14 protein-coding genes are annotated in these 14,438 nt (G+C 41.6%); 3 read left to right on the top strand and 11 right to left on the bottom strand.

Going from position 1 to position 14,438, the window contains the following annotated elements:
- Nucleotides 1-61: 61 nt before the first annotated feature.
- Genes phnX through LQ188_RS09585 form a run of 5 tightly spaced genes read right to left on the bottom strand, consistent with a single transcriptional unit; the run spans nt 62 to nt 5,361 of the window.
- Nucleotides 62-877 (bottom strand): phosphonoacetaldehyde hydrolase, encoded by an 816-nt coding sequence (phnX, locus tag LQ188_RS09605; RefSeq protein WP_230176698.1) that lies wholly within the window; start codon nt 875-877, stop codon nt 62-64.
- Nucleotides 874-1,968: a 2-aminoethylphosphonate--pyruvate transaminase gene (gene phnW, locus LQ188_RS09600; protein WP_230176697.1), complete on the bottom strand. Its 1,095-nt coding sequence runs from the start codon at nt 1,966-1,968 to the stop codon at nt 874-876. Before phnW ends, phnX begins: the two co-directional genes overlap by 4 nt.
- A 25-nt stretch (nt 1,969-1,993) precedes the next feature.
- Nucleotides 1,994-2,986, bottom strand: a complete 993-nt coding sequence (locus LQ188_RS09595; protein WP_230176696.1) for an extracellular solute-binding protein — start codon at nt 2,984-2,986, stop codon at nt 1,994-1,996.
- A gap of 13 nt (nt 2,987-2,999) precedes the next feature.
- Complete coding sequence (locus LQ188_RS09590) at nt 3,000-4,616, bottom strand: ABC transporter permease subunit (RefSeq protein ID WP_101223027.1); 1,617 nt, start codon at nt 4,614-4,616, stop codon at nt 3,000-3,002.
- Nucleotides 4,609-5,361: an ABC transporter ATP-binding protein gene (locus LQ188_RS09585; protein WP_101223028.1), complete on the bottom strand. Its 753-nt coding sequence runs from the start codon at nt 5,359-5,361 to the stop codon at nt 4,609-4,611. The genes LQ188_RS09590 and LQ188_RS09585 overlap by 8 nt, the downstream gene beginning before the upstream one ends.
- A 228-nt stretch (nt 5,362-5,589) precedes the next feature.
- Here LQ188_RS09585 and LQ188_RS09580 point away from each other — a divergent pair, with 228 nt between their 5' ends.
- Nucleotides 5,590-6,348: a DeoR/GlpR family DNA-binding transcription regulator gene (locus LQ188_RS09580; RefSeq protein WP_230176695.1), complete on the top strand. Its 759-nt coding sequence runs from the start codon at nt 5,590-5,592 to the stop codon at nt 6,346-6,348.
- 408 nt (nt 6,349-6,756) lie between these two features.
- Here the strand turns inward: LQ188_RS09580 and LQ188_RS09575 are convergent, their stop codons facing one another.
- The 4 genes from LQ188_RS09575 to LQ188_RS09560 form a co-directional block, all read right to left on the bottom strand.
- On the bottom strand, nt 6,757-7,233 hold the full coding sequence (locus LQ188_RS09575) for a methylated-DNA--[protein]-cysteine S-methyltransferase (protein WP_101223031.1): 477 nt from the start codon (nt 7,231-7,233) through the stop codon (nt 6,757-6,759).
- 29 nt (nt 7,234-7,262) lie between these two features.
- Nucleotides 7,263-7,835 carry an Ada metal-binding domain-containing protein gene (locus LQ188_RS09570; RefSeq protein ID WP_230176694.1) on the bottom strand — a complete coding sequence of 191 codons (573 nt, stop codon included), beginning with the start codon at nt 7,833-7,835 and terminating at the stop codon, nt 7,263-7,265.
- Nucleotides 7,835-8,617 (bottom strand): isocitrate lyase/phosphoenolpyruvate mutase family protein, encoded by a 783-nt coding sequence (locus LQ188_RS09565; protein WP_230176693.1) that lies wholly within the window; start codon nt 8,615-8,617, stop codon nt 7,835-7,837. Before LQ188_RS09565 ends, LQ188_RS09570 begins: the two co-directional genes overlap by 1 nt.
- Before the next feature lie 687 nt (nt 8,618-9,304).
- Entirely contained in the window at nt 9,305-9,655 is a 351-nt protein-coding gene (locus tag LQ188_RS09560; RefSeq protein WP_101223034.1) for a hypothetical protein, read from the bottom strand.
- A 538-nt stretch (nt 9,656-10,193) separates the two neighbouring features.
- Here LQ188_RS09560 and LQ188_RS09555 point away from each other — a divergent pair.
- A complete protein-coding gene (locus tag LQ188_RS09555) occupies nt 10,194-10,415 on the top strand; it encodes a DeoR family transcriptional regulator (RefSeq protein WP_034309346.1) in 222 nt (73 codons plus the stop codon).
- An 84-nt stretch (nt 10,416-10,499) separates the two neighbouring features.
- On the opposite strand, the gene LQ188_RS09550 is transcribed toward LQ188_RS09555, so the two are convergent.
- Entirely contained in the window at nt 10,500-11,222 is a 723-nt protein-coding gene (locus tag LQ188_RS09550) for a pseudouridine synthase (protein WP_101223035.1), read from the bottom strand.
- Nucleotides 11,223-11,346: 124 nt separating this feature from the next.
- Complete coding sequence (locus LQ188_RS09545) at nt 11,347-12,948, bottom strand: polysaccharide biosynthesis protein (RefSeq protein ID WP_230176692.1); 1,602 nt, start codon at nt 12,946-12,948, stop codon at nt 11,347-11,349.
- A gap of 205 nt (nt 12,949-13,153) precedes the next feature.
- Between LQ188_RS09545 and LQ188_RS09540 the strand changes: the two genes are divergently transcribed.
- The gene (locus LQ188_RS09540) at nt 13,154-14,419 is read left to right on the top strand and encodes an NAD(P)/FAD-dependent oxidoreductase (RefSeq protein WP_230176691.1); all 1,266 of its coding nucleotides are present in this window, start codon (nt 13,154-13,156) and stop codon (nt 14,417-14,419) included.
- Nucleotides 14,420-14,438: the final 19 nt, after the last annotated feature.

Raw genomic sequence — 14,438 nt, 5'->3', positions numbered from 1 at the left:
CAGACATATCTCATTCCCAATCGAGAATGAAGGATATGCTGCACTTTCTTCGCACTGAATGTTAGTTTGAACGAGGTCTTTTCCCATCCGCTATTAGAAGGTTGATGGTATCTATGAGTTCAGGCAGTTCCTCCATCGTTTTGATGGTGAAGTCTGCGCCGTTTTGCATAAATGTGTCTGCCGTTTTAGAGATGAGGTTTTGTTTATCTCGTTCTGGTAAACTCGTATACTCATCCAAACTCAATCCCATCTCGGAGCTTCCGACAATGATTCCGACCGACCATACTCCAGCATTCACTGCCTCTTGCATATCGGAAATGGTATCGCCCACCTTCACTACTTTCCATGAAGCCGCTAACTTCAATTTTTCCATATTCCTATATATCATGTAAGGATAAGGCCTTCCAATCGAATCGGTTTGATCCGGGGTTACATGGAAATCCGGCCGATACCCTTTTTGCAAAGCATTTGCTACGACGACCTCCATCATTGTATCCGTATATCCCGTTGTCGACCCAATCTTCAAGCCCCGATTCCTTAATGCTTCCACCGTCTCGATAACCCCCGGAATGGGATCTGTATAATCCGCCAATGACATCATCAATGCCGGTTCGAATTCAGCATATAGTTTTTCAACGTCTTCCTCATTGAATGGCCTTCCGTATTGTTCCTCCCATAACGAAGATATCCTTGGCATGGTCAGCATCGCACGAATATGGTCGATTTTCAGCATGCCCATCGGAGCTCTGGCTTCCTCCATCGTCACGTCCAGTCCAGCATTCTTAAAGATATCCACAAAAACATTCACTGGTGCAAAACATCCAAAATCCACAGCTGTTCCAGCCCAATCCAAAATGATTCCCTCTACTTTATTCATACTGTCACCACTTTCATATATTTTTCTACGATCCTTCCAAGTTCCTCGATATCTTCTTCATGGATTTCGCCAATATTGCCAATTCGGAATGTATCTATGTCAGTAAGCTTTCCAGGGTATATTACGTATCCCCTCTCTTTGATAAAATTATAGAAGTCCTCAAAATCAAAGGCTTCAGTTGGAAAAAGGAAAGTTGTAATGATAGGCGATTGTTTATCAGGTGAGATATATGCATGAATGCCCAATTTTCCCATCAGCTCCCTCAGCCTGTCATTATTATTTTTATAGCGGGAGAATCTAGCTGGGATGCCGCCTTCTTCCGTTAATTCTTCCAACGCTTTAGCAAACGCGGCCACTACATGTGTTGGAGAAGTGAAACGCCATTTCCCATCCTTGTCCATCTCTTTCCACTGATCATATAAATCCAAGGACAAACTGCGGGCATTGCCTTCACAAGCCAATAATTTCTCAAGCTTTACGATGACAAAACCAAAACCGGGGATTCCTTGAATGCATTTATTTGCACTACTGATCAAATAATCAATTCCGAGTTCAGGCACATTCATGTCAACTCCGCCAAAGCTGCTCATCGCATCAATGATCAAGATTTTTCCTTGTTCCTGTGATATCTTCGAAACCATTTCTATCGGATTTAAAATCCCTGTCGTCGTTTCTAAATGAACCATTGCTATATGTGTGATGTCACGATCATCCAGTAAAATGTTCCGGATTTCAGCTTCATTTGGAAACTCATTGTACTCAACGCCATACTCCACATGATTCAGCCCGATGCACTCCGCCATTTTCACAATCCGTTTCCCATATGCACCATTCGTTATGATCAGCACTTTATCGGATTTTGAAAGTGCAGTCGTCAGCACAGATTCTACAACAAACGAGCCGCTTCCCTGCATAAGTACAGCCGTATATTCTCCGTTTGCAGCATACGCCAATTCAAGAAGCTGAGATCTGATTTTTTGTGTAATTTCTTTATAATCATTTTCCCACGTACAGCGGTCAACAAGCATTTCCTGTTTCACCGTACTTGTAGTGGTCAGCGGTCCAGGCGTCAATAGTTTATAGGTATTCATTTTACTTCACTCCTCACTGTATTTATCATTGTGCCGATTTAAAGAACTCTTGATGCTGTTTTAATAATTCAACCGTTAGGGGCTGCTTGTATTTCTTAGGATGGGCCGGTTTGTTCTTTTCCGTTACCTTTTCACCTTCATAAAGTGCGACCGGGTAATGTTTCAGCAATTCTTCTCTAGCATCTTTACTGATTGTTTCTGCCATTTTCATTGCTAAACTTGTTCTACCTTCATTATCTTTATTCACGACAGCCACAGATTCCGTGTAGGAGAAATTCCCCTCAACCGGATCGACGAACTTGATCGGTAAGCCCGACTCTTTAGCCATCACGGCTTGGTAGCGTAAACCAAAACCGGCAGCCACTTCCCCTGCTTGAACTTTATTGATTGGACCTGAACCTGAGCTTTCAAGATGCGGACCGCTATTAGCTATTAAGTCATGGAGAACCTTTTTCCCCTCTGCGTCACCGTATTGACTGATTATTGCTTGAACTAAAAGCCACCCTGTTGAAGAGTCCAGGATATTAGGAATTGAAACGAACCCTTTATATTCCGGCTTTGTCAAATCCTTAATCGAGGTAGGCATCGGCAGGCCTTTTTGTTTAAGCACTTCCGTATTTACAAAAATGGAACCGGTATTTGCCAAAATCGGCGTGTAATAGGCTGGATTTTTTTCCAAAGCTTTTGCACTGAATGACAGGTCCTTGAACATGGAGTGCTGATCTTGGGCACTTTCAATGAAATAGGAACTCATCGTCACGACATCGGCCTCGATTTCAGCGCCTTCTGCGAGCAGTTTCCCTCCTAATTCAGATGTGCCTAATGATTGAAGGACGTATTTCCCTTCATATCCGGCATCTTTCAGGGAAGTCTCCATTGCTGCAGTGGCTTCTTCATCTCCATTCGTATAAATGACCACCTTTTCCTCATCCGCTTTGCCGCTGTTACGGCCGACCAATACAAATACCAAACTTAAAGCAACTAAAGAAAGTAAGGCTATCTTCAATGTTTTAGACATAATATCCCCCTCATTAATGTTTGAATTGTCTTTTTTGATAATGATCACAAAGCAGCTTCACGACTAGATTTGTAAAAAAGATAAGTAAAGACAGGATGAATATTTCATTGAATTTCGCAAAATGCTGAAGCTCTTTAATTTTACTGGCCACTAATGTGGTTTGGGCCGTGACCAAAAAGATGATTCCGCTGATCGTCACCATACTATTGATGAAATAGTAGCTGAACATCTCGATCACCGTAGATGCCGAATTTGGCAGAATGACACGATAGATTGTCCTGATCCAGCTATCCCCCAATAGATTCCCGGTGGTTTCCCAACCAGGGTTCATTTTGGATAAAGAGTTCTTCGCCATTAAATAGGGTGTTGTAAAGAAGTGGACAATGTTACATAGAATGATGATGGCAAAGGTTCCCTTCCAGCTGCTGCCGTTGAACAGCAGCAAATACGATAAGCCCAACACCATTCCCGGTACTGTATTCGTCAGCATCGAAATGACATCCATTGACGATTTCCCCTTAAGGGGCGTCCGGACATTCAAAACCGCAGAGCTAAAGGCGATGAACGTTCCCATTACAGCCGTCATCAAGGCAACGAATAAGGAGTTTTTATAAACTGCCGTTAAATCGCTTGATTGGAATGTGTCGATAAAGTGCTTTATGGTGAACGAGAGATCGTAAGGGAAACTAGTTAAAAATGGTGCAATGAACATGACCGCAAATACAGAAAACATCCCTATCAAGACCAGCAGCGAGATACCCCCAAAACATATATCCCTTCCTATGTGCTTCGTCAATTCGATATCGCTGAACTTGTCATAATGAAAATTAAGTTTTTCGAGATAGTTTAATAGAAAAACACTGAATACTACCGGAATGAGCATGAGAATGGCAATCACTGCACCGTTATTGAAATCAGGGATTGAACCTAGCATGACTTGATACAGCTGCGTCGCAACAACGGAGTAGGTCCCGCCGACTGAAGCCGGTATCCCAAAATCGGTGAAGCTCAAGATGAATGAAAGTACAAAGGCTCCTCCCAAAGTTCCCGATAATGGCCGTATGATCGTATTCATGAAACTTCTTATCGTTCCGTCACCCATTAATTTTGAAACGATGATGAACTTTTTATCCATGTACTTGAAGGAATTATTAATGAGCAGAAAAGCTGATGGCAATGTATAAATCACATAACCTATCAATAATCCATTAAATCCGTATATATCGAATAGATTCCTTCCAAAAATCTTCGTTATGATTCCTTGATTTCCAAAAGAGTAGATGATCGCAAACCCGAAAGTTATCGTCGGAAGCAGCATCGGAATAAGGATCCCTGTTTTAATTACACTTTTTAACGGCCTATATAATCGGGTGCAATGGATGGAATAGGCCAGGAAAAAGGCTAAAACGGTCGTAATGACGGCTGTGAGCCCTGAGATTTTCACGCTGTTTCCAAATGACATCATCAGCTCTGCATTTGAAAGGACCGTTAGATAATTCGAGAGACTGATTCCATCAGCCGTTTCAAAAGAACGGACGAACAATATCCCAAGCGGCAAGAAAAGAAAAGCGGCAAATAGCAGTAAGATAGGTATATAAATGACTCTCATTGCCGGTTTTACATCAGGCATACTTTTCACCGAATAAGTTGTAAATATTTTCTCTCTTGATCTCCAGTTGTTTAAGAATGAATTCCTTCACAAAATCATTGGCTGGCTGATTGATGATTTCTTGAGGCGATCCAAATTGAGAAATATTCCCTTGATTAATGATCAAAATCTTATCGGACATCGTCAAAGCCTCTTCCGGGTCATGTGTCACTATGATCGTCGTGAGCTTAAATTCTCGGGCAATGGATTTGATGCGTTCCTTTATCGATTCCTTGATCACACCATCCAAAGCACTCAGCGGCTCATCAAGTAATAGGATTTTCGGTTTCATTACAAGAGTCCTTGCGATCGAAACCCTTTGTTTCTGACCCCCGGATAATTCGCTGATCCTTTTTTTTAAATGCGGTGTTAATTCCAGAAAATCTATGTATTCTTGAAGCTCTTCCTTGGAAACGGATCCCTTCCTGTTCCTCAATCCATAAACGATATTTTCATAGGCATTCAAATGCGGGAAAAGAGCGTAATCCTGGAAAACTATATTAAATCCCCGGTCTTTCATGGGCACGTTACTCAAATCGGTATCATTGAAAATGATTTTTCCATGATTGATACCCGTCAAGCCCAAAATTATATGTAATAAAGTAGTTTTGCCGCTTCCACTTGGTCCTAATAGTGAAACGATCTCCCCCGTTTTTATTTCAAGATTTATATTATCCAAAACTGATTTTCCATCGAATTGCTTGCTAATATTTTGTAATTTTAGCAAACCGTTCACCTCCTTTAATACACCCTTAGTATAAAAGCCATTTGTAAAACGAATTTGAGATTTTTGTAAATACTCTGTAAATATTGAACACTTTATTACTAACTTAATACTAACTTTTGACCAACTAGTGATATTTTTATCATCTATATGTTGAATATGTTCGCGGTAAACAGTACACTTAAACTGAATATCAGGAAGATAGATATGAAGAATAGGCGGGTGTAACTTATGCTTCCTCTTGAAAGGCAAAAGAAGATCATCGAGTTATTAACGATTAGAAAAGTTATGAAGATTGCCGAGCTTACTGAAGAAATGCAAGTTTCCATCGAAACCATCAGAAGGGATATAAACCTTCTTACAAGGCAAGGAAAAATAGAAAAGATCTATGGCGGCGTTAAGCTGGTTCAATCGAAGTTTGGAGAGTCGACGATAGATGAACGGATGTTCAGTCAATTAGAAGAAAAGGAATCCATCGCTCAAAAATGCAGTGAGTATATCGACGATGGTGATTGCATTTATATCGATAGTGGTTCAACAACCTATCAAATCGCTAAATATATAAAACAGAAAAAGAAACTGACCGTGATAACCAGTTCGATCCCCGTTGTAAATGAGCTCATTCATAGCGACATCGAGATATTGATCATTGGCGGGAAAGTCAGGCGAAATGAACAATCCATCGTTGCATTTGACTACTTATTCAACTTTAGTGAATTGAATATTACAAAAGCATTCATTTGTGCGAGCGGTATAACCGTTGAAAAAGGCATATCCGACTATAATTTAGAAGAAGCGAACACACGAAAAAAAATCATAGATCTATCCCAAGAAGTCTATGTTGCCGCTGACAGCACAAAGTTTGGGAAAGACGTGACCATCGGGATATCTTCACTGGATAAAATCGATTACATCATAACCGACGATCATTTACATAAAGATTTCATCTCTTCGTTTAAAGAGAACGACACACATTTGATTCTTTCTTAAAAGCAAGAAAAAAACGGGAACTATACAATAGTATAATTCCCGTTTTTTTGTTCAAGTTGCAGTTGATTTCAGAAATCCGCTCCCTTTCCGCCGACTGTCTGCCAAGCCTCCTCGACGCAAGCGTCTGTGGGGTCTCGGCTAGCCAGTTTTTCGGCAGGAGTGTCGCAAATTTCTTCAATCCAGAGAGTTTTCATCCTATAAAACAGTAAAAATACGTGAAAGATAACCAAGTTTTGTTTGAAAAATGTGGTAAAAAAACCCCTCACTAAAATCATGAGAGGGATCGGGATGAGACCATTCCTAAATAAAAAACTGTGTCCTCCATCAATGGAGAGTGAAACTCAGGCTAATTTCTGGTTTTGACTCTGACCGGGCCCGGGCGATTCCCATAAAGTTGAGCCTAGTACCTCAATTAAAATTCCTTTCATGCTGAAGGAGCCATTCCTTTCTCCATAAGCCACCCGCATAACCAGTTAATTTCCCATTTGAACCTATTATTCGATGACAAGGAATCACGATGCTTAACTTATTTCTGCCGTTAGCGCTCCCTACTGCCCTAATGGCTTTTTCATTACCGATTGAAACGGCGATGTCTTTATAGGAACCCGTGTTAGCGTACAGGATTCCTGTTAATGCGTTCCACACGTTTTTTTGGAAGATGGTCCCTTCAAGTATATAAGGAAATGTAAATTCCCTGCGTTCACCTTTGAAATACTCATCAAGCTGACTAAAGCACTCCGCCAAAACCTTGGGCGTTTGCTCTTGCATAATATTTATCTTTATATCCCTTTCAGCGAACAGTATGGAACAAATGGCATCATTCGTTCCTGATATCTCGATAACTCCAATCGGCGATTCATAATCTAGTTTATATAATTCAGGCATATAAGGAACTCCATTTCTGTATATGTGGCTTACATTCGATTCTTAAGATTCATGTTCCGATATTCACTTGGAGTACAATTTTTCAAACGGCGAAATACTTTATAAAAGTTTGAAGGGCTTTGGAAGCCCACTTCAAGGCAAATCTCAAGGTTCGTTAGACTTGTTCTTGTTAGAAGGTATGAAGCTTTATCCACTCTTATTTTTTCCAAGTACGAACGGGGAGTTTCTAATGTTTCCTTTTTGAACAGCCGCTCCAGATAATAGGAACTTACACCGACATGATTGGCAATATCCTTTAATTCCACTTTTTGATTATACTGATTTACCAAGAAAGCAATGATATCTCTTACAAGTCCCAACTGAGGGGAATCATCAACTTCCGGTTGGCATCGTTTGCAAGCACGGAAACCAGCCTTTTCAACTACATCGATGTCATGATAGAATTTCACATTTATTTTTTTCGGCTTCCTTGACCTGCAGGAAGGGCGGCAATATATTTTAGTTGTCTTTACTGCGGTAAAGAATAGTCCGTCATATTTAGGGTCGCAAGCAATGATCTTCTCCCACATTTCTTCAAAAGTAAGATTTATAGCAACAGCCATTATACTCCGCATCCTTTCCCATATAAATGTGAGGTGTCATTTAGCTCTACTATTCGTGCTGTCTCTCGTTCTATCAATGCAAAGACTTTATCGGATAGGGCATTTCCGAAACTGAGACGTTTTACGCCTAATTCCTCAAGCTCCTTACCATTCGTCAATCCAGGCAAAGATAATACATTAAGGGGAGCGCCTACATTCAAAGTGATTTCCTTTATATCATCATGGTTCGTTAATCCAGGGATGAATATTCCGCTGGTACCACTCTCCACATACGCTTTTGCCCGCTCTGCCGTTTCCTGGAAATGATTTTCTTTTTGAAAATAAGTATCTGTTCTAGCATTGATGTAAAAACCTTCATACCCATTATAATCCAACGCTTCCCTTATTTTTAATAGTAGGCTGCAGTGTTGAGATATATCTCTTAGACCTTTTTGTTTTTTGAATGAATCCTCAATATTGATCCCGGCTACACCGACGTCTGCCGTCCTTAACACATTATCGACAATCTTTTCTTCGGTCTCACCATAGCCTGCTTCAATGTCCGCAGTGACGGGAATTTTCACATTATCCGCAATTAGTTTAATAATACCTAAATGTCTTTCAAAATCAATCAATTCGCCATCAGAATAACCCAGGGAGTTGGCAATTCCCCAGCTTGTCGTTCCAATCGCCTTGAATCCTGATTTCTCGAGAATCAAGGCCGATAATAGATCCCAGGCATTCCCCAATATCAACAGGTCCTTCGAAAAGTGTAATTCATTGAATTCCTTAATGTTAGTCATTATAGATGCTCCTAAAATTTATTTGACCTCATTTTAACAATCAACCCAGCTCCAAATCGTCCTCATTCTTGCTCTTATGGTCCATTTCAAATAATGATTGTGCTGGATTCCCGTGACAAATAAAAAAAATGCCCTTTCATACCAGGGCATTTCAGTTTGTATACAAAAGGGTTCTATCTAAAGTTATTACAAAGTTGTTTGGAACGGAAGGTACGATACTCCTGCGGGATGAGCGAGTCTAAGGGAGACCCCACAGGCGCAAGTGCGCCGAGGGCGGACCACCCGCGGAAAGAGAGTGCCTGAAGTGGGAATCAACATCTACTTTGTACAAGCCATAAAAAAACTGTAGGCAATTCCATTATTATCGGGTTTATCTACAGTATGTAAGGTGTATCATGGCACATTCCTGTTGTCGACAAAAGAGGTTTCATCTAAATGTTAAAACAAAGTTGTTTGGAACGGAAGGTGCGAGACTCCTGCGGGAATAGCGAGTCCAAGGGAGACCCCACAGGCGCAAGTGCGCCGAGGAGGCTCCCGGACCGCCCGCGGAAAGCGAGTGCCTGAAGTGGAAATCAACGTCTAAATTTGTACAAGCAAAAAAAAACTGTAGCCAAATTCGATTTTCATCGAGTTTCGCTACAGTCTGAAATGCCCTTTCATACCAGGGCATCTTGATGATCCAATTTATTAATTTACAAATAGATATAACTTCCTATGATATTCCTCAAATGCCTGCTGGTCCTTTTCCGTGTAGTCCATCCACTTCACTTTCTTGCATCTTTCCTCTAATCTCTCATTCAGTTCATCTTCTATTTCATTCATGAAACGGATGATTTCCCCATATGGCATATTGAAATGACGGGCTGCGAGCCTTGGCGGAGAATGCTTTACCAGCAATCTCATGAATTGATCGACCGTGTCCGCCTTCGATGCAAGATAATCTTCTTCGTTCACGATGAATTCATACACTTGTTTTTTGACGCCAGAAAGTCTGGTTACTTCGTCGCGCAATAAAAACTCCATTAATCTTTCGTTCATATGGCTCTACCTCGAATTGGTTTATATTTAAATCCTCTTGGATATGTATGAAAAGTCTATACTGCCCGATACCTCATTATGACATCGTAACCGCAAGCCATCAAGCAATTCCTATACCAATACACAAAGCGTAATTGTTACGATTTATAATCCATTTAAGTAAAATAACATGTATATGCCTTAAAAGTCAACGTTCGTTTTGTGCGGCATCTCAGGATGCATAGTAAGCATCCTGTATTGGAAAAATATGATCATGAACAAATGGAACAGCTCTTTATTAATTTTTCTATAGGTATAGAGAATAATTTTGTTAAAATTTGATATAATAAATGTAATATTTAGTCAATTAGTATCTTTTCCTAGAATTTGCTTTTGCAAAGGGGTAGAATGAAGCTAATGACATCTTATTTTTTCTAAATGTTTCCGAGGAGTTATAGGGTGGGTATAGCAAGTACATAGTGACAGCTGAAATGCTGTCCGACATATCGGTTGTTTTCATTTGTTCAAAATAACAATGAAAAGAATAAGGAGTGATTTTTTGAAACCTTCAACAAATCGCATGTTAACCCGTATTAAATCCGTTTATATGTTCATTAGTAATAACGGTACGGTTTCTACTCAAGAGCTTGTAGAAGAATTTGGCATCACTCCTCGAACTGTGCAGCGCGATTTAAATGTCTTAGCATACAATGACCTTGTTCAAAGCCCAAGCCGTGGCCTTTGGACGACAACAAGTAAAAAGGTGAAGATGTCATCGTAAAAAGAACGACCACCCGAACAAGATCGATATGTAAAATACTTTGAGGCAGACAATATTGTCCGCCTCATTTTTTGTATCCACCTATCATTCAGTCGGTTGGCCTGCCTTTAACTGTTCAAGCTCCTCCGCCGTCAACTCACGGTATTCACCAAGCTCAAGTTCCTCATCAAGCTGTAAACTCCCCATGGAAAGACGCTTTAGGTAGACGACACGTTTGCCAACGGACTCAAACATCCGCTTCACCTGATGGAACTTTCCTTCCATGATCGTTAGCTCGATATCCGATGTCAGACCTGATTTTAAAATGTTCAATTCACCTGGTTTTGTTTCGTATCCATCATCCAAGGTCACGCCGTTGCGGAATGCCTCGATATCCCGTTCCGTCACTTCGCCATCAATGACCGCAAAATATGTTTTAGGGACATGTTTCTTTGGAGAAAGCAGTTGGTGGGCAAGCTTTCCATCATTCGTTATTAGCAATAAACCTTCTGTGTCCTTATCAAGACGGCCTACAGGGAATGGCTCGAATACCGAATCCTCCGGCTCCAAGATGTCGATGACCGTTTCTTGGTAGTTGTCTTCCGTTGCCGACAATACGCCTGGCGGTTTATTCATCATTAAATATATGAATTCCCTGTATTCAACCCGTTCACCATGAACCGTAACTATTTCCGTTTCAGGGTCCACTTGTTCCTTCGGGTCCTTAAGAAGCCTGTCATTGACCTTCACGGCGCCGGATTTCAGGAGCTTTTTCACTTCTTTCCTGCTGCCATAACCAATATTGGATAAAATCTTATCTATTCTCATCGTTTCCTCCTAAAGCCTTTTTCAGTAAAAAGCCTTGCCCACTTAAATGTCAGGCAAGGCCAATATATTTTAATCTGGGGATTCACCATTCAATACCCTTTATTTTACACATCAAACTTCCAGCTTATAATCCTAATTTAGCTTTTAACCGATCAATCCGGGTACCGAACAAACGATGGGCAAGTTTGCTTTTCAAGGAAAGCGCCGCATAAATGAGCGCTCCAAAAATTGCACAAACGGCCACGATCAAAATCGCCTGGAAGCGCCCTTCCGTTGTAAGCCAAAGCGATAATAAACTGTTCATGCCCCATGCAGCCAGTCCCATTATTATTGAAAAAACTGTGATCAAAACAGATCTTCTGATGGTAAGGCCGTAACGATATCCAGTAAAGTAGGTAATGACATACAAATTCAGCAGCACGGCAGCCAAGTAGCCGAATGCCGTAGCATAAACGGATCCTTCCGTTTCAAACAGCTTGATCAACGGGATATTCAAGCTCAATTTGATTAAAAAGCCCACAAGCAGGCTGAGCACTGTATATTTTTGCTGATTGATGCCTTGTAAAATGGCCGCCGAAACGGAAAAAAGCGCAAATAAGATGGAAACGGGCGCATATGCCTTCAGGACACTGATTCCAAGTGGATCATGGCTGTAAAAGGCACTATAGATTGGATCGGCTAGCACCGACATGCCAACGACAGCTGGAATGGTAATGAACAACAAAATTTGGAAGGCTTGGTTCAGCTGGCGGTTTAACTCTTCCGAATCCTCGCTTACATATGCCTTCGTCACCGAGGGAAGAAGCGCCATTGAAAATCCGGTTGCAAGTGTCATCGGAATCAAGACAAGCTTCTGGGCATATACATTCAACACCCCAAGGGCATCTTCTGCGACGTGCTGCAAACCGATTGAAGACATCGCCTTATTGAAAGACAGCAAGTCCGCAAACTGAAACAATGGCATCGCGATTCCGACAAATATGAAAGGAATCGACGAAAGAAATATTTCTTTATAAATCTCCTTCAGGGAAATTTCCATCGTCCCCCGGTCTTTCTTCATCAAGCTGTCCAAATGGGGTTTTTGTTTTTTCCAATACCAAAATAACACCACTAAACCGCCGACAGCCCCGACCGTTGCCGCGAAGGTAGCTACTTGGATGGCTCTCACTAACTCTCCATCCAGGACATTCAAAACAACATACACACCGGCCAAAAGGAACACGATGCGGACAATTTGTTCGATAACCTGAGAGATGGCCGTTGGTTCCATCGCTTCATGACCTTGAAAGAAGCCGCGGATGATGCTCATGAACGGTACAAAAATCAAGGCGAAGCTGACTGCCCGTATGATCTCGGTGACATCACTGACATCTTCCTGCCTGACCCCAAAGACTCCAGTAAACAGCGGGGCCATCGTATAGAGAATCAAAAAAGCGAGAAAACCTGTGACAACCATTAATTTCAGGCTCGATTTAAATAACTTCTCACCGACTGCGTATTCCTCAAGCGCATTATACTTCGAAATGAATTTAGAAACAGCAAGCGGCATGCCTGCCGTTGCAAAACTAATGAAAATGGTATATGGAACGTACCCATATTGATAGAGGGTAGCCCCTTTATTCCCAACCATATGTTCAAATGGGATAACGTAAAATAAACCAAGTATCTTGGAAATGATCGCTCCCAGCGTTAATATAAAAGCCCCTTTTAAAAACTTAGATGACATCTAATCCCTTCCTGCCTCTGTCAGTTACGTTTCACACGCTCTTTATCTTATCATATTAAAGAATTTTTTCTATAGAAAACTACACTCAAGTTTATCGTTTTCGATGATAATACACAAACAAATAATTCCTTTTCTTCTACATTCGCAATCTGACGGGCTCTTGCTATATAATGAAGGGACTGAAAATGATAAAGTGGTGATCAATTTGAAATATGATGTAGTGGTAATTGGCGGCGGTCCTTCCGGATTGATGGCAGCAATTGCAGCCGGGGAAAAAGGTGCCCATGTCTTGTTAGTGGATAAAGGCGAGAAGCTTGGCAGGAAACTTGCAATCTCGGGCGGCGGACGCTGCAACGTGACGAACAGGCTCTCAATCGATGAAATCATTCAGCATATCCCTGGAAACGGGCGATTTCTATACAGTGCATTCTCAGAGTTCAATAATGAAGACATTATTCAATTCTTTGAAAAATTGGGCGTGGCTCTTAAAGAAGAGGACCATGGCCGGATGTTCCCTGTCAACGATAAAGCGCAAAGTGTCGTGGATGCCCTTCTGACGCGCCTGTCGAATTTAAAAGTAACGATCTATAAGAACTCCCCAGTTGCGGAAGTTCTCTATGAACATGGAAAAACCAGCGGTGTCCAGTTAAAAGATGGCCAGACCATTGACACGGATGCAGTCGTGATTGCAGTCGGCGGAAAATCAGTTCCCCACACCGGTTCAACGGGAGACGGCTACGCATGGGCTAAAAAGGCGGGACATACGATTACCGAGCTTTTCCCAACTGAAGTTCCCGTACTTAGCAATGAAACATTCATTAAAAATCGAACACTTCAAGGTCTCGCACTTCGCGATGTTTCATTGAGTGTCCTTAACCCAAAGGGCAAGGCCCTGATTACACACCGAATGGATATGCTCTTCACCCATTTTGGCGTCTCCGGTCCAGCTGTTCTAAGATGCAGCCAATTCGTCGTGAAAGCGATGAAAAAATGGAACCTGTTTGAAGTGACTATGAAACTCGATGCCCTGCCGGACCGAAACAAGGAAGAGGTTTTTCAAGATATCATGAAGGAAATCAAGGCCGAACCGAAAAAAGCCATTAAAAACACCTTAAAAGGCTTAGTTCCTGAACGATACCTTCACTTCCTGCTTGAGCGAAGCGGCATCGACCTTCAAGAACAAGGAGCGACGATATCAAATGAAAAAATCCGCCGCTTTGCAGAATTATGCAAGGACTTCCAATTCGGAGTTCACGGCACCCAGCCGCTGGAAAAAGCCTTCGTCACGGGCGGCGGCGTATCCGTCAAAGAAATACATCCAAAGGAAATGGCATCCAAACTAATGGACGGACTGTATTTCTGCGGTGAAATTCTGGATATACACGGATACACAGGCGGCTATAATATCACATCGGCATTAGTAACCGGAAGACTCGCCGGAATGAATGCTGCCATGTATGCCCGTTCATAATTCGTAAAAGAGGCTGATC

Source organism: Peribacillus sp. Bi134, from assembly GCF_918698065.1.
Taxonomy (GTDB): domain Bacteria; phylum Bacillota; class Bacilli; order Bacillales; family DSM-1321; genus Peribacillus.
Note: the sequence above shows the minus strand (reverse complement) of the source record. Positions and strands in the feature narration are given on the sequence as shown.